General features: G+C 62.8%; 24 protein-coding genes and 1 pseudogene. 12 read left to right on the forward strand and 13 right to left on the reverse strand.

All coding sequences use genetic code 11. From position 1 onward, the window contains the following. The first annotated feature begins 276 nt into the window (after nucleotides 1-276). Nucleotides 277-558 carry a type II toxin-antitoxin system RelE/ParE family toxin gene (locus NKI24_RS01780; RefSeq protein ID WP_352448351.1) on the forward strand — a complete coding sequence of 94 codons (282 nt, stop codon included), beginning with the start codon at nucleotides 277-279 and terminating at the stop codon, nucleotides 556-558. 67 nt (nucleotides 559-625) lie between these two features. Here NKI24_RS01780 and NKI24_RS01785 read toward each other — a convergent pair whose 3' ends face one another. Beyond that, a complete protein-coding gene (locus NKI24_RS01785; RefSeq protein ID WP_023675234.1) occupies nucleotides 626-1,030 on the reverse strand; it encodes a Fur family transcriptional regulator in 405 nt (134 codons plus the stop codon). 211 nt (nucleotides 1,031-1,241) lie between these two features. On the opposite strand from NKI24_RS01785, the gene NKI24_RS01790 reads away from it, so the two are divergent. The 3 genes from NKI24_RS01790 (at nucleotide 1,242) to NKI24_RS01800 (ending at nucleotide 4,627) form a co-directional block, all read left to right on the forward strand. Then, entirely contained in the window at nucleotides 1,242-3,443 is a 2,202-nt protein-coding gene (locus NKI24_RS01790) for a caspase family protein (RefSeq protein WP_352448352.1), read from the forward strand. Between the two features lie 102 nt (nucleotides 3,444-3,545). Further along, nucleotides 3,546-3,926, forward strand: a complete 381-nt coding sequence (locus tag NKI24_RS01795) for a hypothetical protein (protein ID WP_352448353.1) — start codon at nucleotides 3,546-3,548, stop codon at nucleotides 3,924-3,926. Beyond that, nucleotides 3,923-4,627, forward strand: a complete 705-nt coding sequence (locus NKI24_RS01800; RefSeq protein ID WP_352448354.1) for a DUF4760 domain-containing protein — start codon at nucleotides 3,923-3,925, stop codon at nucleotides 4,625-4,627. The genes NKI24_RS01795 and NKI24_RS01800 overlap by 4 nt, the downstream gene beginning before the upstream one ends. Before the next feature lie 84 nt (nucleotides 4,628-4,711). On the opposite strand, the gene NKI24_RS01805 is transcribed toward NKI24_RS01800, so the two are convergent. Beyond that, on the reverse strand, nucleotides 4,712-5,794 hold the full coding sequence (locus NKI24_RS01805; protein WP_352448355.1) for a trypsin-like serine peptidase: 1,083 nt from the start codon (nucleotides 5,792-5,794) through the stop codon (nucleotides 4,712-4,714). Between the two features lie 391 nt (nucleotides 5,795-6,185). On the opposite strand from NKI24_RS01805, the gene NKI24_RS01810 reads away from it, so the two are divergent. Together NKI24_RS01810 and NKI24_RS01815 are read left to right on the forward strand one after the other, a co-directional pair. Then, the gene (locus NKI24_RS01810) at nucleotides 6,186-6,884 is read left to right on the forward strand and encodes a S1 family peptidase (RefSeq protein ID WP_352743000.1); all 699 of its coding nucleotides are present in this window, start codon (nucleotides 6,186-6,188) and stop codon (nucleotides 6,882-6,884) included. Between the two features lies 1 nt (nucleotide 6,885). Then, entirely contained in the window at nucleotides 6,886-7,275 is a 390-nt protein-coding gene (locus tag NKI24_RS01815; RefSeq protein WP_352743002.1) for a trypsin-like serine protease, read from the forward strand. Nucleotides 7,276-7,342: 67 nt separating this feature from the next. Here the strand turns inward: NKI24_RS01815 and NKI24_RS01820 are convergent, their stop codons facing one another. Beyond that, nucleotides 7,343-7,693 (reverse strand): hypothetical protein, encoded by a 351-nt coding sequence (locus NKI24_RS01820; RefSeq protein WP_352448357.1) that lies wholly within the window; start codon nucleotides 7,691-7,693, stop codon nucleotides 7,343-7,345. 190 nt (nucleotides 7,694-7,883) lie between these two features. On the opposite strand from NKI24_RS01820, the gene NKI24_RS01825 reads away from it, so the two are divergent. Continuing rightward, nucleotides 7,884-8,180: a DUF2934 domain-containing protein gene (locus tag NKI24_RS01825; RefSeq protein WP_352448358.1), complete on the forward strand. Its 297-nt coding sequence runs from the start codon at nucleotides 7,884-7,886 to the stop codon at nucleotides 8,178-8,180. Between the two features lie 46 nt (nucleotides 8,181-8,226). Here the strand turns inward: NKI24_RS01825 and NKI24_RS01830 are convergent. From NKI24_RS01830 to NKI24_RS01865, 8 genes and pseudogenes are all read right to left on the reverse strand, one after another. Beyond that, nucleotides 8,227-8,918 (reverse strand): annotated as a pseudogene (locus tag NKI24_RS01830) (molybdate ABC transporter substrate-binding protein). Between the two features lie 117 nt (nucleotides 8,919-9,035). After that, entirely contained in the window at nucleotides 9,036-10,082 is a 1,047-nt protein-coding gene (mgrA, locus tag NKI24_RS01835; protein WP_352448360.1) for an L-glyceraldehyde 3-phosphate reductase, read from the reverse strand. A 131-nt stretch (nucleotides 10,083-10,213) separates the two neighbouring features. After that, nucleotides 10,214-11,362, reverse strand: a complete 1,149-nt coding sequence (locus NKI24_RS01840) for a Gfo/Idh/MocA family protein (RefSeq protein ID WP_352456787.1) — start codon at nucleotides 11,360-11,362, stop codon at nucleotides 10,214-10,216. Between the two features lie 12 nt (nucleotides 11,363-11,374). Beyond that, nucleotides 11,375-12,121 carry a sugar phosphate isomerase/epimerase family protein gene (locus NKI24_RS01845; protein ID WP_023675224.1) on the reverse strand — a complete coding sequence of 249 codons (747 nt, stop codon included), beginning with the start codon at nucleotides 12,119-12,121 and terminating at the stop codon, nucleotides 11,375-11,377. A gap of 87 nt (nucleotides 12,122-12,208) precedes the next feature. Then, nucleotides 12,209-13,321, reverse strand: coding sequence for an ABC transporter ATP-binding protein (locus NKI24_RS01850; RefSeq protein WP_352448362.1), 1,113 nt, complete (start codon nucleotides 13,319-13,321; stop codon nucleotides 12,209-12,211). Between the two features lie 5 nt (nucleotides 13,322-13,326). Continuing rightward, nucleotides 13,327-14,256: a carbohydrate ABC transporter permease gene (locus tag NKI24_RS01855; protein ID WP_023675222.1), complete on the reverse strand. Its 930-nt coding sequence runs from the start codon at nucleotides 14,254-14,256 to the stop codon at nucleotides 13,327-13,329. Next, a complete protein-coding gene (locus NKI24_RS01860) occupies nucleotides 14,249-15,142 on the reverse strand; it encodes a carbohydrate ABC transporter permease (RefSeq protein WP_352448363.1) in 894 nt (297 codons plus the stop codon). Before NKI24_RS01860 ends, NKI24_RS01855 begins: the two co-directional genes overlap by 8 nt. Nucleotides 15,143-15,249: 107 nt before the next feature. Next, entirely contained in the window at nucleotides 15,250-16,488 is a 1,239-nt protein-coding gene (locus NKI24_RS01865) for an ABC transporter substrate-binding protein (RefSeq protein WP_352743006.1), read from the reverse strand. A 394-nt stretch (nucleotides 16,489-16,882) separates the two neighbouring features. On the opposite strand from NKI24_RS01865, the gene NKI24_RS01870 reads away from it, so the two are divergent. The 5 genes from NKI24_RS01870 (at nucleotide 16,883) to NKI24_RS01890 (ending at nucleotide 22,727) form a co-directional block, all read left to right on the forward strand. Next, nucleotides 16,883-17,932 carry a LacI family transcriptional regulator gene (locus tag NKI24_RS01870; RefSeq protein WP_254816774.1) on the forward strand — a complete coding sequence of 350 codons (1,050 nt, stop codon included), beginning with the start codon at nucleotides 16,883-16,885 and terminating at the stop codon, nucleotides 17,930-17,932. 526 nt (nucleotides 17,933-18,458) lie between these two features. Further along, complete coding sequence (locus NKI24_RS01875; protein ID WP_352743008.1) at nucleotides 18,459-19,604, forward strand: ABC-three component system protein; 1,146 nt, start codon at nucleotides 18,459-18,461, stop codon at nucleotides 19,602-19,604. A 2-nt stretch (nucleotides 19,605-19,606) separates the two neighbouring features. Beyond that, nucleotides 19,607-20,116: a three component ABC system middle component gene (locus NKI24_RS01880; RefSeq protein WP_352743010.1), complete on the forward strand. Its 510-nt coding sequence runs from the start codon at nucleotides 19,607-19,609 to the stop codon at nucleotides 20,114-20,116. Then, complete coding sequence (locus NKI24_RS01885; RefSeq protein ID WP_352743012.1) at nucleotides 20,113-22,053, forward strand: DUF3732 domain-containing protein; 1,941 nt, start codon at nucleotides 20,113-20,115, stop codon at nucleotides 22,051-22,053. Before NKI24_RS01880 ends, NKI24_RS01885 begins: the two co-directional genes overlap by 4 nt. A 323-nt stretch (nucleotides 22,054-22,376) precedes the next feature. Then, nucleotides 22,377-22,727 carry a hypothetical protein gene (locus NKI24_RS01890; protein ID WP_352743014.1) on the forward strand — a complete coding sequence of 117 codons (351 nt, stop codon included), beginning with the start codon at nucleotides 22,377-22,379 and terminating at the stop codon, nucleotides 22,725-22,727. Nucleotides 22,728-22,816: 89 nt separating this feature from the next. On the opposite strand, the gene gnd is transcribed toward NKI24_RS01890, so the two are convergent. Continuing rightward, entirely contained in the window at nucleotides 22,817-24,241 is a 1,425-nt protein-coding gene (gnd, locus tag NKI24_RS01895) for an NADP-dependent phosphogluconate dehydrogenase (protein ID WP_352743015.1), read from the reverse strand. A 293-nt stretch (nucleotides 24,242-24,534) separates the two neighbouring features. After that, nucleotides 24,535-26,163: a copper resistance CopC/CopD family protein gene (locus NKI24_RS01900; protein ID WP_352743017.1), complete on the reverse strand. Its 1,629-nt coding sequence runs from the start codon at nucleotides 26,161-26,163 to the stop codon at nucleotides 24,535-24,537. Between the last annotated feature and the right edge of the window lie 49 nt (nucleotides 26,164-26,212).

Here is a 26,212-nt window from a genome sequence, read left to right on the forward strand (position 1 = left end):
ATGTTCGGTTCAAGGTTCACGAGCAGCAGCGGTATGCTATAGTGCCCGTATGATCACCAAGGCACTTGAGAATCTGGTAAGGCATGCGGAAGCTTGGCCTCGCGAAGACCAGGAGGAGCTTGCTGATTACGCCCGCGTCATCGAGGCGCGGCGGACTGGCGTGTATGCGATGTCGGAATCAGAGCGCAGCGCGGTCACAGCGGGCCTAGCAGAGGCCGATCACGGCACTTTCGTAGATGAGGATACCGTTCGCGCGGCCGACACCCGCCGCAGGCTATGAAGGTCCGATTTACGCGGCAAGCCTTTGCCGAACGCGAGGCGATTTTCAACTACCTCGAAGAGCGGGCGCCTCAGGGCGCCCTTTCAGTCATTTCTCGGATCCACGCTGGGATTTCGCGACTTGCCGAATTTCCCGAAAGCGGTCACGCGACCGACATCCCTGGCGTTCGCGTCCTCTTCATAGGCCGCTACCCTTATAAGGTCTTCTATCGTGCCCGTGCCGACGCAATTGAGATCCTGCACATCCGGCATACCTCAAGGAGACCCTTTCCCTACTGAGCCGATCCGGGAACACCCGGCGAGGGCTCGGAAAACCTTGCTCCGCCTTCGCCGCGTTGCTCCGGCCTCAAGCCGCCTCGGCCAAACACTTCGCACATGTCCCACGAAACTCGATCACCGCCTTCTTGGCGGCGAAGCCGGTCGAGCGCACCCATTCGTCGAGCCGGTGGCCGACATCATGGTCGGAGAACTCGGTCACCTGGCCGCAGGTGTCGCAGATGGCAAACGCCGTCATCGAATGGCTGTGGTCGTGCGGCTCGGCACAGGCGACGAAGGAATTGAGGCTTTCGAGCCTGTGCACGAAGCCGGATTTCACCAGCGTGTCGAGCGCCCGGTAGACCTGCAGCGGCGCGCGAAAACCGCGCTCGCGCAGTTGGTCGAGCAACGTATAGGCGCTGAGCGGGCCGCTGGCGGCCTCGAGCTTCTCGAGAACGCAAAGCTGGTTCTTCGTCAGTACATCCCTTGCCGCCATGATCCTGTTCCAAGCCGCTCCGTGCCGATCGCTGCCATTTCGCAAGCAGTCGGACCTCTTCCACTGAGATAGCGACGAACTGCCATTTTTGCTACTGTTTCTATTCGCAGCCGGTGGTCGGCTGGCCGGCGGCGCCATATTCAAAATACTGACAAAATCCTCGGCCAGGCTGGCCGTGCTTGGAAATTCGATCGGGCTTGGGGAAGCAATCATGATCAAAGTGACGCGGCGGACGCTGCTTGCCGGCACGTCCGCGCTGGCCGCTGCCGGCCTGGTGCCGTTTCGGGCATTCGCAGCGGCGCGCACCTACCATGCGCTGCTTGTTGCCTGCACCGATTATCCGAACCTGCCGAAGAAAAACTGGCTGATCGGACCGAAAAACGATGCCGGCCTGGTGCGCGATTACCTCCTGGGGAACACGCCCGCGCCGGTAAAATTCCTGGCCGAAAACGCCACGCTGCTCGCCAAGGATGTCGAAGGCGCCAACGGACCGCCGACACATGCGGCGATCAAGGCGGCGTTGGCCGATCTTGCCGCCAAGGTCCAGCGCGACGATTTCGTCTACCTGCATTTGTCCGGTCACGGCGCGCAGCAGCCGGCAGCGAACAAGGGCGACGAGACGGACGGCCTCGACGAGATTTTCTTGCCGTCCGACATCGACAAATGGGTCAACCGCGAAAAGGGCGTGCCCAATGCGCTGGTCGACAACGAGATCGGCACCGCGCTCGACGCTATTCGCGACAAGGGCGCCTTTATCTGGGCCGTGTTCGACTGCTGCCATTCCGGCACGGCGACGCGCGCCGCCGAGGTCGACGACGAGTTGGAACGCAAGGTCGAGTTCGCCGATCTGGTCGGCGGCGACGACGCTGCCAGGGCGGCTGCGGTGAGAGCCTATGACGAGATTGCGTCGGCCGCGCCGCGCGGCTTTGACGAGGACGGGCAGCGCAAGCCGGCCTTCAAGCTGACGCCGACCGGCGCCGAGCCGACCACCAAGGGCAAATTGGTCGCCTTCTACGCGGCGCAGACGGTGGAGACGACGCCCGAGATGCCGCTGCCCAAGGGCACGGCCGATGCGCCGCGTTTCGGGCTGTTCACCTTCACCATCCTGTCGAAACTGGCCGAGAACCCCAACATCACTTATCGCCAGCTCGGCCAGGCCGTGCTGCAGCAATATTCGGCGGACGGACGCACCCGGCCAACGCCGCTGTTCGAGGGAGAACTCGACGCACGCGTCTTCGGCACCGACAAGACCGAGGCGGTCATGCAATGGCCGATCGTCATCGAGAACGACAAAGCCACGATCGGCGCCGGGTTGCTGCATCGCCTCACCCCCGGCAGCAGGCTCGCAATATTGCCGTCGGCGCTGTCGCCGCTGTCCGAGGCGCTTGGCTATCTCCAGGTGCAGTCGGCGAAAAACCTGGAAAGCCGGGTCAAGCCGGTCGAGTTCGGCGGCAAGCCGGCGCTCAAGCTGGCCGACATCCCCGCCAATGCCTATGCGCGACTGGCCGAGCTCGCCGTCGACTACAAGCTCGTGGTCGCGCGGCCGGCAGCGGCCAAAGGCCTCGAGAAAGTGGCCGCGCTGGCGAACTCGGTTCTCGACGAACTGGCGGCCAGGGAGAGCTCAGGGTTCCACATCGCGCTGGTCGAGCCGGGCAAGAGCGCAGATCTGCGTCTCGCAGTGCTGCGCGAGAACGCCATTACCGGCGCCGCAGAAGATGCCACCGACGCGCCGGCGCTGTGGTTCCTGCCGACTTCGGGCGACATGACGCTCAAGGGCGGCAGCAAGCCGCCGTCGATCGTCATTCATCCGGACGGCCGCGAAAAGTTGATCGAGGCCGCCGCAGGGAATCTGACGAAAATCTTCCGCGCCATCGGACTGTCGAGGCTGGCCGCCGCTTCCGATTATCGGCCGGAAGAGGTCAGCGTCGAGTTCCGGATCAAGCGTTTTGACAGCGACACGCTGCAGCCGATCGAACCGTCGACGGTGCCGCGTGTTTCGCCCGACGATCAGGTCCACGTCCTGGCCAGGAACGGTTCGACCAACCTGATCGACATCAACGTGCTCTATGTCGGCTCCGACTATTCCATCCAGCATTTTCTTGCCGAGCGCCTGACCGAAGGCGCCGTGCTCGAGGAAGGCCTGTTCAAATTCACCGACACCAGCTTCGGCATGGAGCGGATGATCGCCGTCTTGACCGAGGCGCCGCCGCAGAGCGAGAAGCAGGATCTGAGCTTCCTGGCGCAAGAGGGGGTTGTCTCGGTAACGCGGGGACTGGGACAGCCAAGCTTCGCCGACATGCTGGCCGATATCGGCATGGCGCCGGCGACGCGTTCGGCCATGCGGCTCACCGACGACAAGGGATCGAAGGGCGCCGTGATGATCTTCCCGATGGAGACGGTGCCGCGCGCCTGAGGCGCGGTCAGGTGCCCGGCCGGGCCTCTTGCCTAATCGGCTGATAATGAACATTCTTCGACCGCCGCTGTCGGCGGCCGAACGGAACGGATGAGGGCGTTCGTGGACAGGATCGTATTTTCGTGGCGCGCAACAACCGCCGGCCTTGTCGCCGGGCTGTTGCTGGCCGCGAATGCTTCGGCGGACGAGGTTTGCGGCCTCTGCGCCAAGGAGGTCGTCATCAATTCCGAACTGGCGAGCTGCTTTCTCGACCAGTACGACCAGATCGCCAAAACCGGCAACGCCGCCGTCGTGGTCGATCTCAGCAGTTGCACCTCACGCGGCGTGGTCGAACCATTGCCGTCGCCGAGCAAGGCGCAGGTGGCGCCTGACGTGCAGTTCATCGTTTCGCGGGCGCAGCTGGATTGCCTGAAGAAGAAGCTGGAGACGCCGGGCATCGTGCTCGACCCGTCCGCCACCATAGAACTGGACAGCTGCGGATGACGAAAGCGGGGGGCAACGCAACGCAGCAGGCAGTGACGGCGCCGGTACCGCAAAAGAAGCCGGTGTCGCTGCCGGAAACCGTCGAAGGCCTGCCGTGGGTGAGCAATCACGAGGTCAAGAAGGAGGCGAACCCATTCACCGATCGCGACTGGCGCATGCTCGTCTATGCCTGGTCCGGATTGCTGGTGCGCCTGGCGATCATCTTCACCTTGATCTTTTCGGTCTACCAGTTCCTGGCGAACCAGGAGCAGAAGCGCGTCGAGCAAACGATGTCGCTGGTCGAGCTCTGGGAAAGCAAGGATTACCAGCAGGCGCAACGGGCCCTCAAGCAACGCCTGGCGGCGCTCAACGCCAAATACGGCAATCTGCTCAGTGCCAATCCGACGCCGACCGAGGAACAGGTGTTCAGGCAGCGCATCGGCATCGAAGCGATGAGCGCAACCGGCGGCGACATGCCGCTTGCCGAGTTCAGCGACAATTTCGACCGCATCGTCTATTTCCTCAACCGCCTTTCCTTCTGCGTCGAAGGCAGGCTGTGCTCGCGTGAGGTCGCCGACTCCTATTTCCGCGACTATGCCGCTTCGTTCTGGAGCTATTTTGCCGGCTATATCGACAAGGAGCGCAAGGCCGGTTCACCGACTTTCGCCCAGCCGATCGAGAACTATGTCCGCCAGGCGCCACCCTCGGCCCAGTCCAGATAATCCCCGAAAAATGCGAAGCCGGCGACGGAAATGCTCCGCCGCCGGCAGGTTTTCCGCGACGATCGCGGCCGAAATTCTGCAAGCCTATTTGTACAGGCTGTTGATCCACTGGACGTTGATGGCGTTCAGGCGCACGGCGGTATTGGCATCCGGGCTCTCGGCCACGTTCACGCCGGTGATGACGCGCTGCTTGGAGCCATTGTCATAGGCGTAGACCGAGCTGCCGCTCGATCCTGGATACGTGTCGCAGTCGTACTGGAAATACTCCGTGGCGATGTGTTCGGCGAGCACTTCGCAGGTCGCCTTCCACATCGTGCCCATCGGCTTGTCGCCGGGATAGCCGACGATGTTGGCGGTGAAGTCGCCAAGATCCACGTAATTGGCATAGCCCAGCCAGCCGAGATTGGTGCCGACATCCTGTTTCAGGGTCACGATGCCGAGATCCCACGGCACGACCGAGCCGTAAAAGCCCTGGTAATTGTCGATGAAGCCCTGGACGATATAGGCGCTTTCATACGTGAAGGCGCCGAACGGTGCGTCGTCGGCAGTCTTGCCGTTGAGAGCCGGCACGAACAGGATATCGTCCAGCCAGGCCTTGTCTTCGTGGCTGTAGAGGCAGTGCGCCGCGGTGAGCACCGTGCGCGGGCCGATCAGCGTCGCCGAGCAGCTGCCATAGCTGCCGCTCTTCGATTTGCCTTCGAGATAGCCGATCGCGGTGAACGGGTAGGTTTTGGTATTCTTGATCTGCTCGCGGTCGTCCGTCCCGAACACCTGGCGGCCGGCCTCTTCGCCTCCGCTCAGCCCGGAATTCTCGGACTTCTGTCCCTCGGCGGGCGCGTTCATTTCCTTGATGACAAGGTCCTTCAGCGTCTCGTTCGGGTCGATCTTGATGTTCTTGCCATCGGCGGAGCGGCCGACGATGCCATAGGATTTGACCGCCGTTGCTTCGTCGGTGAGCGGCGCGGCGCGGTTGGCCTCGTCGTCGGTCAATTTCGGCGGGGCGATCGGTTTCGCCCGGCCGGGCTTGTAATCGCCCGATGTTACATCCCGCATGCTTTCGCCGTTGCCGGCATTGGCGGAACCTGGATCGGCAGCCAAGGCAGGAACCGCCCACATTGCGGTGGAAAGCAACGCGGACGCAATAATGCACTGTGTCAGTTTTGTCATGGTGAGACTCTCCCAAAAGTCAGCAAGAACTGGATCAAGATACAGAAATATTGTCGAGATCGTGGTGGCGCAGAAAAATGAAATTGGTTACAGGTGCCTTTACCGGGCCATTATTCAGTGCAGCCAGTTTAGGTCCCCGCCAAAAATGCCTGCAACGGTATACTGCCTAAAATAATCCAACATTGGCAACGACAAATTGCTTCCACATAGCCCGTGGGGGGCTATAGGATTTTGGGCGGGTTTGGCTCGACAGCACGACTAGCAGAAATGGTGCTCGGCTTTGTGACGGATCGTGCTTCGCCGTGGAGCATGATCTCACCGGCCGGTTCCATTTCAGTGGATCATGCGTCGGCGACTGACCTGTCGGGAACATCGTCTCAGGGGGTTCGAGGTGAAGATCATCCATAGGTTCAGACCGATTGCCGCCGCTGCGCTGCTCGGCATCGCGGCGGCCTTGCCGGCCGTCAATTCCGTTCATGCCACGGACGCGGTCGCCCGGCCGGAGGCGGCGATCTCGCCGATGAAACGCGTGGCGGAGGCCAGGGCCAAGGCCAGGGCGGAGAACCCCGACGGCGCCGATCGTGTCTACGGCGGCAAAGAGGCCGAGAAGGGCGCTTACCCGTTCCAGGTGGCATTGCTGACCACCGGCAAACTGGACAAAAGCCCGGCCTCCCAGGCGAATGCGCAGTTCTGCGGCGGCAGCCTGATCGCGCCGCAATGGGTGCTGACGGCGGCGCACTGCCTCAATGACGACGGCGAGCCGATTTCGCCTGATATGGTTACCGTGCTCACCGGCGCCACCGATCTCAGCGAGGGCAAGCGCTACAAGGCGGCGGAGATCGTCGTCAACGAGGGCTATAGCGAGCAGACGCTGGACAACGATGTCGGCTTGATCCGGCTGGCCGCGCCGGCCGATGCCCCGACCATCAAAATTGCCCGTGAGCCGACACCGGACACCGGTAAGACGACGGTCACCGGTTGGGGCAAGATGCAGGACGGAACGTTTCCCACCGCGCTGATGGTCAGCCGACCTGGACCTCCAGCCGAACGCAACCTGCAACAGCGGCATCAAGGCGATTTATGCGCATGATTTGAAGGCAGCGCTCGGCGAGCTCGCCCGCCGCATGCGTTATTCGGAAAGGGGCATCGAGGCCGCCGCCAACGCGATTGCAGCCGATATGGCCGATCCGCTGACCGGCAACATGATCTGCGCCGGCACCGCAAGCGGCGAGCGCGACGCCTGCAATGGCGACAGCGGCGGACCGCTGTTCATGACCGGCGCCGATGGTCCGATGCAGGTCGGCGTCGTCAGCTGGGGCGAAGGTCCGGCCGACGGCAGCACCGCCTGCGGCCACAAGAACGCCTACGGCATCTACACGCGGCTGGCCAATTACACCGGCTGGATCGAGGAGAAGATGAGGACGGCAGCGCCCGCAGCGCCCAAAGCCCTCGGCACGGCGCAGAAGCCCGCCACGCCCTGACCGGTGTCATTTGCTGAATGACGGCGGGAGCAATCCCGCCGTTTCTGCCCGGAACCTTAGGTTGGGACTAAAACCAGCGATCGCGGCGCTGGTCTGTGGCGGCCAAGGCGAGGCCCAGTAACGCCCCTACGGCCGCTCCGAGTATGAAGGCGGACGATACTGTCCCAGGATTCTCCTGGACAACCCCGGACACCGTCTGCGCCCTGTTGCGCAGGGCTTGTGCCGTCCGCGAGGCGCGCTCAGCAGCGTTGCCATACCAATCGCCGGCGTCCTCGATCGCCTCTTCCGCGCGTTCCGCCAAGGTTCGGTTGATCTTGTTGATCTCGCGCCTCAGCTGCGCGACCTGCTTCTCCAGGGCTTCCTGAGCTTCACGTTGAGTCATCTTCGGTGCTGCGGATTCGTTCGGTTCGTCGGCCATTGTAATCTCCTTTGCTCAGGCTCGGCTCAACGGCCGGCCCACTGTGCAGGTTCCTCCGCAAAACGCGTATGTCCGGTGTTTGTTCGGTGAGAAACCGGCTTTTGTCCGGCATGTCTGCGAATTCGGCATCAACATCGGATCGTTCCGGCGCTCCCCGCGTTGGTGAAAACGCCACAAGGGAGGAACCGCCATGGACGACGATCGGCATGAAAAAATTCGGCAGCGAGCCTATGAAATCTGGGTGCGCGAGGGCCGCCCGGATGGCGCGCATGAACGTCATTGGCAGCAGGCGAAGCAAGAGCTTGGCCTCGACGACGCGGACGTTCCGGCGGGAACGATCGCCAGCTCCGACGTTCTGACGGTCGAGGCACTGGCGATGCGCACCGGGATAACCGGTGATCAGGCGCAAGAGCTGATCGACAGGCTTGGCAACGACAGGGCGACGCTGGAGGAAGCCGCGCGGAACCTCAAGGCAGCCGAAAGTTAGAGCGTGTTGAGAAGGGGATTCCCAGCGCTGCTTATCAAGCACGCTCTTAGCGGCGCTCGACACCCCTTGCCGCCAGCATGTCATCAACGGCTGCCGACATCAGAAATGCCGACAGCTGCTTGGCAGCTTCTGCGTCCGTCGAATCGGCGCTGATGCCGATGGCGAAGTCGACGTAACTTTGGAGTTCTTCCGGAAACCGACCGACAAGCACGACATCGGGAGCGGCCGCGAGAATCGAAGTCACGGGAACCACCCCCAACTCGGCTTCCCCACGGCCCACGGCCGGCGCTGTCTGCCCTCCTGGTATGGCCACCAGCTTGGGCTTCACCTCATCCGCTATCCCCAAACGTTCCAGCAAACCGGAGAAGTAGCCACCCTGGTTCCTTCACTGGCGAAGGCGATCGATCTGGCGCTCTTCAACGCCTGTTCGAATGCTTCCACGGACCCGATATCGAGCGGTCGACTGCCTGCCTTGGCTGCCACCCCCATTGCTATCCGGCCAAACGCCACCTGGCTCCCCGCCTTGACCTTTCCCGAGGCAGTCAGATCCTGAACCAGGTCCGGATTGGTGATGACGAGGTCAAAAGCTTCCCCAGCTTCAATCTGCTTCTTTACTGTCGGATTGAGTTCCCACCTGACCGCAACTGTGAATCCCGTGCCCGTTTCGAACCGGGGTATGAGAGCTAGAATGGCGGGGCGGACCGCAATAGCGCCAAAAAGCCGGATTTCCTGATTCATCGCCTAACCCCGAATCGGACGAAACGACCTTCTTGCAATACCCATCCAGCTGCCCGGCCATTCTATGCTCAGCGTCCCGGAAGCCGTCGCCCTTCGGCCACCGGATGCCGTCATCGCCTACTTCCTCGGCGGCCCCTTGCGCTCGGCCGACGCCGCCCAGAGATTGATATCCGACTCGCGTGCAAAGGTGTCGATCTCGGCGAGTTCGGCATCGCTGAAGTCGAGCGCCTTCAGCGCGCCGACGCAATCCTCGACCTGTTCCGGCCGGCTGGCGCCGATCAGCGCCGATGTGACCCTGCCCCGGCGCAGCACCCAGGCCAGCGCCATCTGCGCCAGCGTCTGGCCGCGGCGACGGGCGATGACGTTCAGCGCCTCGATATTGGCGATCGATTTGTCGTTGATGAATGCCGGGCGCAGCGACTTGCCCTGGCTGGCGCGGCTGCCATCGGGGATGCCGCCGAGATATTTGTCGGTCAGCATGCCTTGCGCCAGCGGCGAGAACACGATCGAGCCGACACCAAGCCCCTCCAGCGTATCGAGCAGGCCATCATCCTCGACCCAACGGTTGAGCATCGAATAGCTCGGCTGATGGATCACGCAAGGCGTGCCGAGCTGCTTCAATATGTCGGCGGCCTCGCGGGTGCGCTGCGAATTATAGGAGGAAATGCCGGCATAGAGCGCCTTGCCCGAGCGCACCGCGTGATCGAGCGCGCCCATCGTTTCCTCCAGCGGGGTGTCGGGGTCGAAGCGGTGCGAATAGAAGATGTCGACATAGTCGAGCCCCATCCGCTTCAGGCTCTGGTCGAGGCTGGCCAGCACATATTTGCGGCCGCCCCATTCCCCATAAGGCCCTGCCCACATTTCGTAGCCAGCCTTGGTCGAGATGATCAGCTCGTCGCGATAACCGGCAAAGTCCGTCCGCAGGATCTCGCCGAACGCCCGCTCCGCCGAGCCGGGCGGCGGGCCGTAATTGTTGGCGAGATCGAAATGCGTGATGCCGAGATCGAACGCCTTGCGCGCGATCGCCTGCTTGGTTCTATGCGGCGTGTCGTTGCCGAAATTGTGCCACAGCCCAAGCGAGATCGCCGGCAGCTTCAGGCCGGACCGCCCGCAGCGATTGTAGACCATCTTGTCGTAGCGGTTTTCGGCGGGAACATACGGCATGGGAAATCCTCATATCGAAACGAGCCGACAGCTGCCGCCGCGACAGTGGGGCAAGTCGACTCCGGCCCACCCTTAGCCTCTCCCCGCGCAAACGGGGAGAGGCTTTTTGCGGTGCTTGGGAGGTGCGCCGCCTACTTGGTTTTCTTCTTCGCCAGCAGCTCCTTCGCCGCCTTGACGCCGAGTGCCGCGGGCCGCTCGCAGCTGGTCTGCATGGCGACGAACTTTCCGGTCTCGCCCGAACGCAACAGGCCGGTCATGACGTCGACGGCATGCAGCGCCAGTTCCATCGAGCAGCGGTGCGGCCGGCCTTCCCTGATCGCGATCGCCATGTCGGCCAAACCGGCGGTGCGGTAGTTGGCCATCATGCCTTGCGAATGCATCTCGTTGGGCACGCCGAACGGATGCGGCCATTTCGGCAGCTTCTTCACCGGTTTGGCGGCTTCGGTGTAGCGCACTTCGCCGCCGAAGAAGTTCGGATCCGGCACGAACACCGTGCCCGCCTCGCCATAGAGTTCCATCGGCGCGTGGCCATGGCTCCAGACATCCCAGCTGGTGTTGAGCGTCACCATGGCGCCGTTCTCGAATTCCAGCACGCCGTGGATCGTCGTCGGCGTGGAGACCGGGATCTTTTCGCCGGCGCGCGGCTTCGAGCTGATGATGCGTTCCGTCATCGGGATCGAAGCAAAGGCGGCGACCTGCTTCACCGGCCCGATCAGCTGGATCAGGTTGGTGATGTAATACGGTCCGATATCGAGCACCGGCCCGGCGCCCGGCTGGAAGAAGAAGTCCGGATTGGGGTGCCAATGCTCCATGCCATGGCTCATCACATGACAGGTGCCGCTGGTGATCCTGCCGAGCCTGCCGGTGTCGATCAGGTCGCGGACAAGCTGGTGCGCGCCGCCGAGGAAGGTGTCGGGCGCCGAACCGATGCGCAGCCCCTTGCTTTCCGCCCGTTTCTTCAGGTCGAGCCCTTCCTTGACCGACAGCACGAAGGGCTTCTCCGAATAGACGTGCTTGCCGGCGTCGAGGATCTGCTTCGACACCTCGTAATGCACCGCCGGAATGGTCAGGTTGACGATGATGTCGATATCGTCGGCCTTGAGCAGCCCCTCGACGGTCTCGGCGCGCAGCTTGAACTCTTTTGCCCGCGCTTTCGCCGCTTCCATGTTGATGTCGGCGCAGGCGCGCATCTCGATGCCGCGAAACAGCGGCGCCAGCGAGAAATACGCCTTCGAGATGTTGCCGCAGCCGATGACGCCGATGCCAAGTTTTGTTGCCATGCTGATGTGCTCCTAATAGGTCTTGGCGGCTGCGATCGAGCGGCGGGCGAAGCGCTCGATATCGTTGGGATTGTCCTGTTCCATGACGTAGTATTTTGCGGCGCTTTTGGCGCGTAGCGCCTTGATCAGGCCGGGCCAGTCGATGGTGCCGTGGCCGACGTCGGACCAGCCGTCCTCGTCGAGGCCCTCGCCCGGCTTGGCCAAGTCCTTGACATGGACGGCGACGATGCGCTTGCCGTGCTTCTCGATCCAGGGCAGCGGATCGACGCCGCCGCGCACCACCCAGGCGACGTCCATCTCCCAGCCGATGTCGGGCGCGGAGGACAGGATGTGGTCTTGCGGCACCGAGCCGTCGGCGAGCGCCTTGAACTCGAAATCATGGTTGTGCCAGGCAAAGCCATAGCCGGCTTTCCTGGCCGTCTCGCCGACCTTGGCCAGGCGTTCGCCGAAGCCGCGCCAGCCGGCTGTGTCGGCCGGCCTGAACTCGGCATTCAGGAACGGGCAGATGAGCAGCGTGATGCCGAGCGCGTCGGCCGTCCTGCGCACGCCGTCGAAATCCTTCTCGAGCGCGTCGATCGAGAAATGCCCGGTCGGCATGGCGAGCCCGTTCTTGTCGAGCTCGGCACGGAACGCCTTGGGATCGTCATAGACGCCGCCGAACCCTTCGACTTGGCTGTAACCAAGCTCCCCCAGCATCTTGAGCACGCCCTCCCAGGGCTGGAAATTGCGGGCGCTGTAAAGTTGGAATGACCAGTTCATCGTCTCTGTCCGTTTTCTTGTGGATGGTTAGTTTTGGGGGGATGAGTCTTGGGGGAATGGAAGAGTCTTGGGAGGCTAAATCATGCTCTAGAGGCGGTTACCCGTGGCGGCGTCGAAAAGCGAGGCGCGCATCGGGTCAAAACCGATGCCGACCGCCTCGGCGTTGTTTGGCGTGCGCTCGGCTGTCACCCGCACCGTGAAATTCTGGCCGGCGAGCTTCAGCCAGACCAGCGTGTCGGAACCCATGGGCTCGACGACCTCGACATTTGCCGTGGCTGCGAACGGCCATCCCGTGCCGCTGTTGAACGCCACGTGCTCGGGGCGGATGCCGAACACGGCCGGCCCTGGCACCGGGTCCTTCTCGAAAGCATAGGTGGCAAGCGGTATCCGCACATCCTCGGCGACGAAGTGCCAGTCGCCTGCCGCTTGTTCCAGTCTGCCGTCGAGGAAGTTCATTGCCGGCGAGCCGAGGAAGCCGGCGACAAACCGGTTGACCGGCCGGTTATAGATGGTCTGCGGCGCATCGAGCTGCTGGATGACGCCGCCCTTCATCACCGCGATACGGTCGGCCAGCGTCATCGCCTCGATCTGGTCGTGGGTGACGTAGATCATGGTGTTCTCGAGCTTGCGGTGCAGCAGCTTGATTTCGACGCGCAATTCCGCGCGCAGCTTGGCGTCGAGATTGGAGAGCGGCTCGTCGAACAGAAAGACATCGACGTCCCGCACAAGTGCGCGCCCGATCGCCACGCGCTGGCGCTGGCCGCCGGACAGAGCCGCCGGCTTGCGATGCAAAAGCGGTTCGATCTGCAGGATCTCGGCGGCCCGGGCGATGCGCTTGGCGATCTCGTCCTTGGCGAGGCCGGCAACGCGCAGCCCGAACGACAGGTTCTTCTCCACCGTCATCTGCGGATAGAGCGCGTAGGACTGGAACACCATGCCGATGCCGCGATCCTTGGGCTCTTCCCAGGTGACGTTCTTGCCCTTGATGAAGATGCGGCCTTCGGAAACGTCGAGCAGCCCGGCAATGCAGTTGAGCAAGGTCGACTTGCCGCAGCCGGACGGGCCGAGCAGCACGATGAATTCGCCTTCGGCAACATCGAGGTTGAGCGTCTGCAGCACCGATATCGCACCGAAATTCAGCGACAGGTTCTGGATCGAGACGCTGGTGCCGTTTGCCGCAATGCTGCCGTTTGCGTTCATCGCCATCATCCTTTCACCGCGCCGGCGGCGATGCCGCGCACAAACAATTTTCCGGACAGGAAATAGACGATCAGCGGCACCAGGCCGGTCAGGATGGTGGCTGCCATGTTGACGTTGTATTCCTTCACGCCTTGCACCGAGTTGACGATGTTGTTGAGCTGCACCGTCATCGGATAGGTGTCGGGGCGGGTGTAGACGACGCCGAACAGGAAGTCGTTCCAGATGCCGGTCACCTGCAGGATGATGGCGACGACGAAGATCGGCAGCGACATCGGCAGCATGATGCGGAAATAAATGCCCCAGAAGCCGGCGCCGTCGACACGCGCTGCCCGGAACAGCTCCTCCGGCATGGAGGTAAAGTAGTTGCGGAACAACAGTGTGAGGATCGGCATGCCGAAGATGGAATGGACGATCACCAGGCCGCTGAGGCTGCCGTAAAGGCCGACTTCGCGCAGGATGATGACGATCGGATAGATCATCACCTGATAGGGGATGAAGGCGCCGACGATCAGGATGATGAAGAAGGTGTCGGCACCTTTGAAGCGCCAGTTGGCAAGCGCATAGCCGTTCACCGAGGCGAGCGCGATCGACAGGATCACCGACGGGATCGTGATGCGCACGGAATTCCAGAAGCCACGCGACAGCCCGTCGCAGTTGAGCCCGGTGCAGGCGCTCGACCAGGCCTTGACCCATGGCTCGAAGGTGATCTCCATCGGCGGCGAGAAGATGTTGCCGAGGCGTATCTCGGGCATGCCTTTGAGCGACGTCACCACCATCACATAGAGCGGCAAAAGATAGTAGAGCGCCACCACGATGAGCGTGCCGTAGAGGAAGATGTTGCGGCGCGAGAACATATGCCGCGGCTTCGGCCCGCTCGGCCCGTACGCTTCGAGCGTGCCGGGGCCGGCCGGCAAGGAAACGGTATGGTCAGACACGCTTCTTGCCTCCAAACTCGAGATAGGCCCACGGCACGATGACGATGATCACCGACAGCAGCATCATGGTCGAGGCGGCGAACCCCTGACCGAGGTTCTGGGCGAAGAACATGTAGTCATAGACATATTTGGCCGGGACTTCGGAGGCGATGCCGGGCCCGCCGCTGGTCTGGGCGACAACCAGGTCATAGATCTTGACGATACCGGCAGCGATGATGACAAGCGTGGTGATGAAGACCGGCCGCATCATCGGTATGATGATGAACAGATAGGTCTTCCAGGTCGGTATCCCGTCGACCCGCGCTGCCTTCCAGATATCCTCGTCGATCCCGCGCAGGCCGGCCAGCATCAGGCACATGATGAGCCCGGTGCCCTGCCAGAGAGCGGCGATCAATATGCCGTAGATGACGATGCTGGAATCATAGAGCGGATTGAAGCTGAAGCTCGTCCAGCCGAGGCTGCGCACCACTCCCTGGATCCCGAACTCGGGGTTGAGCAACCACTGCCAGACGAGGCCGGTGACGATGAAGGAGAGGGCGAAGGGATAGAGGAAAATGGTCCGGAACGTGTCCTCGAACCGGATCTTCTGGTCGAGCAGGGCGGCAAGCAGGAAGCCGATCACCAGCGAGAACAGCAGCGACAGCACGCCGTAGATCAGCAGGTTCTCGATCGAGACCAGCCAGCGCGGCACCGACCACAGCCGGTAGTACTGGTCGAGCCCGACGAAATTTAGCCGTGGCAGGAGCTTCGAACTGGTGAAGGAATAAAGCACCGTCCACGCGCTGCCGCCGACAAAGATCACCAGCGCTGTGAGGATCATTGGGATCGAGGCGATCTTCGCATTGAGGTTGCGAAAGAGTTGGCTAGGGCGTTCGCTCTTGCTCATCTGCACAGCCGCTTTGGATCGGGTAAGGGCCGGAGGGTCAAGAGGCCTTGACCCGAGCTCCCGACCCTGCGTTTGCAGGGGCGGGAGTGAGGCGGTCGGTCGATCGCTCAATCGGCCGAACCGACAATGGCGGCGAAGCGCTTCTGCGCATCTTCCACGGTCATGTCCTGCTTGGCGAAGAACTCGGAGAAAAGATCCTCCTTCTGCTTCTGGGTATCCTGCGAAAGCAGCTGGTCGGTCCAGGGCATGATATTGCCCTTGGCGAGAATTTCGAGCCCCTTCTTCATGCAGTCGTTCGCCGCCTTGAGGTCGACGTCGCCGCGTACCGGCAGCGAACCTTTCTTGAGATTGAAGGCGACCTGCGTCTTGGGATCGAGCAGCGTGTGGGCCAGCACTTCCTGTGCCTTCGATTTTTCGGGATCCTTCAGCAGCGGGAAGTAGAAAGCGTCGCCGCCGGTGGCGATCATCTCGTTGAGACCGAGGCCCGGAAGGCAAGTATAGTCCTTGCCGGCGGTCTGACCGGCAACCTGGAACTCGCCCTGCGCCCAGTCACCCATGATCTGGCCGCCCGCCTTGCCGGTGATGACCAGATTGGTGGCCTGGTTCCAGTCCTGCACATTGGTGTTCTTGGCCATCTTGCGGGCATCGTCCGCGGCCTTGAAGACCTTGGCGACCTCGGGCCCGGCGGCGAATTCCGCGTCCTTGTCCTTGTAGACCTTGAGGAAGGCGTCGGTGCCGCCGACCGCCGCGAGCAGCACGTCGAAAGCGCCGGAGGCCTGCCAGGGCTGGCCGCCGACCGCTAGCGGCTGGATGCCTGCCTTTTCAAGCGCGGGCGCCGCAGCGACATATTCATTCCAGTTCTTCGGCACCGGCACGCCGGCCTTTTTGAAGGCCGCATTCGACAGCCACAGCCACTGCCAGGAGTGGATATTGACGGGCACGCAATAGATCTTGCCGTCGAGGGTACAGCCGTCGAGCAGGCTCTTCGGCTGCACGATTTCCGTCCACTTTTCCTTGGTGGCGAGATCGGTGAGGTCGCGCATCAGCCCGGCCTGTACCAATTCTTCCGCCTGCCGGCCGTGATTGAACTGGGTCGCGCCCATCGGGTCGCCGCCGGTGATGCGGCTGATCATGATCGGCCGCGCCGTGCCGCCGGAGCCGGCGATGGCGCCGTCAACCCAGTGATTGCCGGTTGCGTCGAAAGCCTTGGCGAGTTCGGCGACCGCTGCCGCCTCGCCGCCGGAGGTCCACCAATGGGTGACTTCCAGATCCGTCGCGGCCGCCGGGCCGGCAAATTGCAGCGCGACCGTCGCAGCCAGCGCAGCAGTCATGAGTTGGTATCGCATTTCGTTCCTCCCAGAATCTGAAACGTTACAGATTTTCGATACGGCAATTGCTCGAGGCGCGCAACCCCTCAGGCGAAGGTGGCATCAAGTTTTTTCGAAGCGCGAATAAAATCGCGCGGCTCGTCGGCCTACCGCATCGCAACAAGAGGGGTTGCACTGCAAAATGCAATGCTGCGACGCCAGAAAACCGGAAAAGCTCCTTCTGTCGCTCTTTTTTGCGCCGACCGGAGTGCCCCTCGTTTTGCGCCTGTCACCAGTGATATCGCCACGGCAGTGACAATCTGTAACGTTTCAGTATATAGCGGTTTCATTCGGTGAGGGCCCGCGGTGAACCCGCGGCCGGCCGATTGCCGGCCTGTCCGGCAACTGTTATGCGCCTGACGGGGCGGGATGAATGAACAGGCATCAAAAAGAGAAGGCCGACGAAGCGTCGGGCCAGGGCCGGCCGACATTGAAGACGCTCGCCTTCATGACCGGGCTGGGCGTCACCACCGTGTCGCGCGCGCTGAAGGATGCGCCCGAGATCGGCGCCGAGACCAGGCGGCGCGTCCAGCTTGTCGCCAAGCAGATCGGTTATCGGCCCAACCGTGCCGGCGTCCGCCTGCGCACCGGCAAGACCAATGTCATCAGCCTGGTGCTCAACACCGAGCACGAGATCATGAGCTTTGTCTCGGATATCATCTACGGCGTTTCCGAAGTCATTGCCGACACGCCCTACCATTTGATCGTGACACCCTACTCGCGCTCGCAGGATCCGCTCGATCCGATCCGCTACCTCGTGGAAACCGGTTCAGCCGACGGCGTCATCATTTCGCGCACGCAGCCGAACGATCCGAGGGCCCGTTATATGCTGGAGCGCGGCATCCCCTTTGCCACGCATGGCCGCACCGATATGGGGCTGATCCATCCCTACCATGATTTCGACAATTACGCTTTCGCAGCCGAGGCAGTGCGCCATCTGGCCGGCCTCGGCCGTCGCCGCCTGGCTCTGTTGGCGCCGCCGGTCGAGCTGACCTATCACGGCCACACGCTCGCCGGCTTTGCCGATGCGCTGAGCGAGGTCGGCGCCAGCGAGATTCCGTTCAACACCGTTTCGATCGATCATTCGATCGAGCAGATCAGAATGCGGACCGCGCAGCTGATGCGCCGCGAAAGCCGCCCCGACGGTTTCATCAGCAGCGCCGCCGCCGCGACGCTCGCCATCGTCGCCGGCATCGAAGACGCCGGCCTCAAGCTTGGCCGCGATGTCGATGTGGTGTCCAAACAATCGTCGGAGCTTCTGCACCTGTTTCGCAGCGAATTGCTGGTCGTCAACGAGAACTTCCGGCTGGCCGGCGCCGAACTCGCCCGCTCGGTGCTGGGCTGGATCGGCGGCGCCGCACCCGGCACCCTGCAGAGCCTGAGCGAGCCGGGCGAAGTGCAGGCCTATCGCCGCCCCGACTAGAGCGGGACAAGTTCAAAGTGAACTGGGCTCCATCTATTTGTCTTAGCCGCATTTCTGCGACGCCAAGTGATTCCACTTGGCTGCAAAATGCGCGCTGCCGACTGACAACCTTGGGGCCGACGGCAGACCGTCCGTTTCTGGGTAGCGACTGTTGTAAATGGTCATTCCCGCCGGCGTCATTTCTGAGCGGCTTGAGTTTCTTATCGCCTAACGCCGAAATCAGACTTTCGAATCAATCGCCGTTTTCGATGAGATCTTGTATTCTAGCTGTGTACAGACGCTAGCATCTGATACTTCCTTATGTTTCGCACACTACCCACCCGTGTATGCCAACCCCAGTTCTGAATTGAGCATTCCCCTTCATTTCCCAAGGCAGCCCTGCTCTCCCGTAACCGCGTCTCAAGGTCGGGAGATTGCTGTTCGATGAAAAATAGTTAAGCTCGCCATTGGGGGTATTTGCTTGGCCACTCCATCTACGAACTTCAGCGCAGCTCCATCCGCTGCGGGCTATCTCTATCAGGCCCGTTTGGCGCTGGCTCTGTGCCTGAAGTACGTGAATGTCGATGCGGGCGTCGAGGTTGGCATCGAACGATTGGACGACGTCTCGTTCGAAACCAGTGGAACGGCGCTGGAGCTTCTTCAGGCGAAGCACCACATCGATCGTGTCGCCAGTCTCACCGACAAGAGTGTCGACCTTTGGAAGACGCTTCGCGTCTGGAGCCAAGCCGCCGCTAACGATCCGACCCTGCCCGCACGTACCCGCCTGGCCTTGGTGACCACGGGCTCCGCGCCCGACGACAGCGCAGCCGCCATGCTGCGTCCGGCGGGAGCTTATCCTGTCGGAAAGGCGCGCGACCCCAAGGCGGCGGCCGCCTTGCTCGGGGCGGTCGCGGAGGCAGGGGGCAATCAGGAACTGAAGGCGGCCTACGCGGCGTTCTTGGCACTCGGCCCGACCATGCGCATTTCGCTCCTAAGCTCGATCGAGATCCTAGATGATCAGCCGCTGGTTACGGATTTGGACGAGGTGATCGAGAAAGACCTGCGCATGCTCGCGCCCCGGGGCCAGGCCCCAATCGCCCGCGAGCGGCTGGAGGGCTGGTGGTGGCCGCGCGTGTGCAAGGCGCTCATGGCCCGCCCCGCGGAGCCCATATCAGTGCTGGAGGTCGAGGCGAAGCTTGACGACATCCGTGACGGCCTGAAGCGCGCTGCTCTGGTCGCCGACCAAGAATATGTCGATCCCACCGGTGACGAGATCGCCGACTACGAAGGGCGCCCCTTCGTCCGCCAATTGAAGGTGGTCGGCGTTGGCGGAAACCGAATCGAGTACGCCAAGCGGGACTACTACCGGGCGTTCACCCAGCGGTCAAAATGGGTCCGCGAGCATCTGGTGTTCGACGGCGAGATCGCGAAGTATGAGCAGACTCTCATCGAGGAGTGGCAGCCCCGGTTTCAGCAGATGTGCGACAAGATCGGCGACAGAGAAACCACCGATGCGGGGCGCCGCCAAGCCGGCCAGGAACTCTACAGCTGGGTGGAGGCGGACGCCCGCTTCCCCTTCCGAACGGTCAGCCAACGCTTCCTGACCGTCGGCTCCTACCATATCCTGGCCAACGACCTGCGTGTCGGATGGCATCCGGACTACGAGACGGCTTGCGCCGCCGACGAGGTTTAGCCATGGCCTCGCGGTGGAGTTTAGCATGGCGCGACCGTCCTCCCGAGGAAGCTGCGCTTCTCAATCCCGCCTTCTGCGGTGAGCTAATCGCTCGCGCCACTAAGGACTACGAACGGATCCGCGCCACGGCATTTCCGCTTCCCCTAGGCTTTGTCGTCCTGCCCTTGGTGCTGCACCCGCCCACCCTTGCCGTACTGCCCGGCCGGGCGAACACGACCTTCGCCACCTGGTCGGCGGACAATGAGGCATTGCTCGCCGAGTTGCCTGAACGCACCCTACGCCTTCGACCGATCAGCCGAGAAGCCCTGCTCTTCCTCGCGCAGCATCAGGCCCTGACGGTGGACGCAGAGGGGCTGCGGACCGGCGCGAAGCCCATGAGGCTTACGGCGAAGACGGCGGCGACGACGTCAGATGTCGACGATATCCGCCGCGCTGCCGGCCTGCTCGGCCGATGGTTCGCCAACCAAGGCGCGCCGGTCCAAATCCTCCAGACAATGGGCGTGACGCCGTGATCCTGCAGCTGCGAGCTATCGCGATCTATTCCCATGCCGGCGAGCGCCGCGACATCGAGTTCGTTCTCGGCCGGCTGAACATCGTCACTGGGGCTTCGAAGACGGGCAAGTCAGCCTTGCTCGACATCGTCGACTACTGCTGGGGTCGCGGCGAGTGCACCATCCCGGAAGGCGAGATTCGACGCAGCGTGTCCTGGTTCGCGATCCTCTTGGACCGCGACGGCGAAGGCATCCTGATCGCCCGGCGCAATCCGGGGCCGGCCGGCAAGGCTACCGACGACATCTTCTTCGAGCGTGGGGTGGCGGGGTTCCCTGACACCCCACAGCCTTTCGCCAAGAACGTGACCGCCGATGGCCTGCGCGCCCAGCTCTCAATAGTGTTGGGCATCGCCGAGAACAAGCATGTTCCCGAACCTGGATCGACCCGGGCGCCGTTGGAGGCCTCGGCCAGCCAGGCGATCTTCTTTTGCCTTCAGGCCCAGGATGAAATCGCCAATCGCCGCCTGCTTTTCCATCGCCAAGGCGAACAGTTTATCCCCTCACACATCAAGGACACGCTGCCGTATTTCGTCGGCGCGATGGGCGAGGATCATTACCTGCAACGCATGCGCTACGACGAAGCTCGGGCACGCCTGCGTAGGCTCGAACGCGACTACGCCGAAGCACGGGCCTTGGCGAATGAGGCGTCCGGCACCGCGCAGTCTCTCCTTCAGGAAGCCAAGCGCGTCGGCCTGTTGCCCGCCGACGCCTTCGCCGACACGCCGGCCGATCTGCGCATCCTTTTGGCCACCGCTGCGGCGCCTCGCGAGCTTGCCTACGCCCGCAATGACGATCCGGGTGCGGACCTGACCGATCTGGAAAATCGCCGTCGGCGTCTACGCGGCGAAATGCAAGAGGTACGTGAGGAGATCGCCGACGTCCACCGGCTCGAACGCGAGGCATCGGAATTTCAGGTCGAGGCCCGGGAACAGGAGGCCCGTCTGGCGTCGATCGGCTTGCTCCTCGACGACAGCGGCGACGCCGAGACCTGCCCGCTTTGTGACAGCCACCTGGCCACCCCCATCCCATCGGTCAGCGAGGTTCGCAGGTCACTCACCGCGCTTGAGGGCCAGCTGCAGTCGGTGCGCCGAGACAATCCGCGCCTGCAAGCCCGACAGGCCGATCTTGAGGCGCGCCGGAACGCCATCGATGAACAGCTGAGAAGCGTCCAGGCCGACATCCTCGTGCGGATCTCGGAAAACGAACGGCTCAGGATCGAGCAGGACCAGTTCACCGAACAGGCCCGGACCGCCGGCCGTATCGGCTACTACCTCGAAAATGCGCGGACCATCGCCTCTGACGAGGGGATCCGGCTAGCGATCGCGCGGGCCCGGGCCGAGGTGTCCGAGCTCGAACAACTGCTGGACCAGGAGGCGCTCGAGGAAAGACTCACCACTGCATTAGGCCTTGTGGGGCGCGATCTCACCCGATACGCGCGTTTGCTCGACCTTGAGCATGGCGACAATACGCTGCGGCTCGACCGGAAGAACCTCACCGTTGTCGCGGACACGATCGATGGCCCCTTGGCCCTTCCGCAGATCGGAAGCGGCGAAAACTGGGTCGGATACCACGTTGCCGCCCACCTCGCGATTCACGGCCTGTTTCGTGCCCGCAGGAGGCCAGTTCCGGCGTTCCTGATGCTCGATCAGCCGTCGCAGGTGCATTACCCGCCCGAACGTGACGTAGGGGAAATTGATGGCAAGAGTGATGAGGACCAAGCCGCCGTCGCCCGGCTGTATCGGCTTCTCTTCGACTATTGCGCAGAGCACTATCCCAACATGCAGATCATCGTTACGGACCACGTCGAACTGCTTGAGGATTGGTTCCGCGAGTCCACGGTCCAAAGGTGGCGGGACAGCATCAAGCTCGTGCCGGTCAGCTGGCTGCGGTCGATATAGGACTAGGTGCAAGGAGGCACGATGACCGAGCGAACTTATCGTCGCTACACCAACCTAGCATCGGCATTGCACATACTTCGTAACAAGTGCCTGACGCTATTGAGCCCTGAGACATGGGACGACCGGAATGATGCCTTCTTCATGGCAGAATATAAGCGGTTGAAACAAGCAAAGACCATCCTGGCGATTTGTCTCGCAGTCCGAGAGGAGACGTATCACCATTGGCAGGTATTCTCCCGTGGGGCAGACGGAGTCTGCTTAGAGCTTGACAGCGAAAAACTGCGTTCGGCCTTCAGTCGAGCGGAGGGTGTGCGCCGCCGATTGTGGACTACCAACTGATCACCCAAGTCAACAAAATGGCGGACGTCGACCTTGAGCGGTTGCCGTTCATGAAGCGCTGGCCGTATGGCGACGAGAGTGAGTATCGCGCGGTCTACATCGACAATGACAAGGAACTCGCCGCCTATGCTGTGCCGATTGAGCTGAATGCAATAACTCGCGTCACACTCAGTCCTTGGCTCGCTCCAGCCTTGGTCCCTGTCGTGAAGGAAACCTTGAAGTCTCTGCCCGGATGCTCGGGGCTACGGGTCGATCGTTCGACGCTCATTGACAACGAGCAATGGAAAAAGCTGACTGGGCGTGTGACGATACCGGTCATGCCGTCGGGGAGTTAAAGCAGATCGCTGTCCTCCACCTTTTTACGGCGGTCTGAATGTCAGCTTTTGGCGAGCAGCAGCGCTGACCTCAACGGCCGAAGGAGGCGCTAACCGCCCGCTCCGCTCCCCCAAGGGCCATGGAACGCACCCTGCCCATCGATGCGCTCGAAGCCGTGCGCGCCGAAGAAATCGCGCTGCGCCTGGATCAGGTTCGAGGTGCCCCGGCCCTGCCGGTAACTGTCGAAATAGGCAAGTGCAGATGACAGGGCCGGCACCGGCGAGCCGGCTTCGGCCGCCCTTGCGACGACACGGCGAAGTGACGGATGCGCCTCCTGCATCAATGAGACGAAAGCCGGCGCCATCAACAGGTTGGTGGCTGCGCCGCCGCCGCCGAAGGCCTCCGCCATCGTATCCAGCAATTGCGAGCGGATGATGCAGCCGGCCCGCCAGATCTTGGCGATGACCGGCATCGGCAGGTTCCAGTTGAATTCCTTCGACGCGCCGCTCATCACCGCGAATCCTTGCGCGTAGGCGGCGATCTTGCCGGCAAACAGAGCCAGCTCGAGATCGGCGAGCAGGGCGTCCCTGTCTCCGGAAATCTTGCTCACGCCGCCGCCATAGACCTTTTCGGCGGCAAGCCGCTCGTCCTTGATCGATGACAGCACGCGGGCCGCCACCGCCGCCTCGATTGCGGTGGCCGGGATGCCGAGCTGCTGCGCCTCGATCACCGACCATTTGCCGGTGCCTTTCTGGCCGGCGCGGTCGAGAATGATGTCGACCGCCGGTTTGCCGGTCTTGGGATCGTCGGCGGCCAGCACCCTGGCGGTGATCTCGATCAGGTACGAATTGAGCCTGCCCGTGTTCCACTGGGAAAACACCTCAGCGATCGCTTTCGGCCCCATGCCGAGCCCGTCGCGCAATATGCCGTAGATCTCGGCGATCATCTGCATGTCGGCATATTCGATGCCGTTGTGGATGGTCTTGACGAAATGGCCGGCGCCGTCGGTGCCAAGCCACGCCGCGCAAGGCTCGCCCTTGAACTTGGCCGAGATCGCGGTCAGCACCTTTTCGACGCGCTTCCAGGACTCTTCGGTGCCGCCGACCATGATCGAGGGACCGTGGCGTGCGCCCTCCTCGCCGCCGGAAACGCCCATGCCGATGAAGGTCAGGCCCGAATCGGTAAGCTCCGAGAAGCGCCGCATCGTATCGCGGAAATTGGCGTTGCCGGCGTCGATGACGATATCGTTGGCCGACAGCACGCCGCGCAATGCCGCGATCTGCTCGTCGACCGGCTTGCCGGCCAGCACCATGATGATGATCGGCCGCGGCGGCCGGATCGCGGCGGCCAGTTCTTCGAGGCTGTAGCAGGGCACCACCCTATCCCTGAGCGCGCCGGCATTTTCGACAAAGGCATCGGTGCGCGCCGCGGTGCGATTGAAGACGGCAATGCGGTGCCCCTTCTCGGCGATATTGAGCGCCAGGTTGGAGCCCATCGTGCCAAGGCCGATCAGGCCTATTTCGGCTTTTTCCATCGTTTCTTCCCTGCTTTCGGATCTTGTTGCTTTGAGCCCGCGATTGGGTTGGACGCCCATTCTTGATGGCGATGATTGACGGGGGTTCGCGGCCGCGTCAACCGCCTCGCCGAATTGTCTTGCAGCCGGGGCGTGTTGAGATGCAGGTCAGGCCGAGCCGGAGCCGAAGACGGGCGCGTAAGCGACCAAACAGGTGGTTTCCGAGAACCGGAGCGGAGCGTACTTAAGTACGTGAGCACCGGAAGCGCAGGATACCGCCATTTGCAGGCCGGCATCACCTGAATATCCGCACGTCACTCCGGCCTGATGTCGATCGGCGCCTCTATCTTCACCATCTCGAAATCCGAGACCAGGATATCGAGCCGCGCCGTCCACCGGCCGGCGACCGGAATGACGAGATCGTCGACGCGCCAGGTGCCGTCGCCAAGCCTCGTCGTCGGGCGCTTGATGGGTTCGATGCCTGAATCGGGCTTTGACAGCACCAGCGTTACCTGCTTGGCGTCGAGCGGGCCGAAATCGCCGGTCATGATTAAGATCGAAGCGGCAACAGGCCCGGCATGGCCGGGCGCAATGCTGAGATCAGCCATCGCTTGCAGCGTGTGGATATGCACCGATGCCGGCTGTGCCGCGGCGATCGCCAGCGCGCGCGGCGGCGGCGTGAAGCGCCAGCCGGCGGCAACGCCGAAGATCGCCAGCACGATCAGCACCTCGATGGCGATCGAGCGGGCCAGCCGCCTCTGGACTTCCGTCTTTCCCGCCTCGGCGGGGACCGTAAGCTTGAAGCGGTTGACGGCAGCGAGCGTGAACAGAAAGACAAGCAGCACCAGCTTGATCAGCAGCAGCCGGCCATAGGCAGTGTGGACCAGCGCCGACGGCGTTTTCACCTGGATGACGGCGAGCACGATGCCGGCTGCCGCAAGCGCGACCACGACGGGCAGGATCGCTTGCGAAAACCGGCGCAGCAACGGCCCGGCTTCGGCCGGCTGCCGTTTCAAGGCTAGACCGAGCGGCGTCAGCGCTCCGGCCCAGACAGCAATGCCGACGCCGTGCAGAAACACCATCGGCCTTGTCAGCCATTGCGGCTCGGCGGCACTGGCATGCCCGCTGGCGGCAAGTGCTGCGCCAACGCCAACCAGTCCGGCCAAGGCCAGCGGCTTTGCGTCGGCGGGCGGCACGACCAGCGATAATAGGCTCAGGCCGAGCGCCATCAGCGCGATCAGCACCGTCCAGCCAAAGCTGGTACCGAGCGCGGTCTGCCAGGTGACCGGCTGCGCCAGCCGGGCGAGCGGCGCACCGAGTGCATCCAGCCCCTGGAAACCGAGCGACAGCGGTGCCGCCGCCAACCCGCACAGGATCGCAGCGACGATCATGTTCCGGCCGGATCGCCCGCCTTGCGCCAACCAGGCCTGCGCAAAGGCACCGCCGACCCCGAAAAACAGGCCGATGTATAGAAAAACCTTGCCGATCCAAATCGCCGTTCGAAGCCCCCGGTCGACGGCTTCGGCAACGGTCGGCGCAGCACTCGATGCACCGACCGAGAACAGCACCGAGCCGCCGACCGGATGCCCGTCGGCGGAGATTACCCGCCAGCTCAGCACATGTGTGCCCGACGTGAGCGCCTGCGGATTGTCCATCTCGACGGTCTGGCCGCTGAGCCGAAAGGACGTCAGCGGAACCGCCGTGCCGTCGGGCCGCACCAGCGTCAGCACCAGCGGCGAAACCGGCTCGCTGAAGGTCAGCGACATCTGCGACGGGCTCTGCGCCAGCACCGCACCGTCAGCCGGCTCGACCTTGATCAGCGCCGCATGGGCGAAGGCTGCGTTTGGCGCGGCAATGGTGGCAAGCAGCACAATCGCAGCCAGCAGGCCGATGGCAAGCCGGCCGGTTGTGCAGGCCGTTCGCAGGATGGATGCCGCGCTCATGTCACCGCCACAAAGACAGCGGCGCGCTCTTTCGGATAGAGCGCGCCGC

This window comes from Mesorhizobium sp. M0701 (assembly GCF_040320365.1).
Lineage (GTDB): Bacteria > Pseudomonadota > Alphaproteobacteria > Rhizobiales > Rhizobiaceae > Mesorhizobium.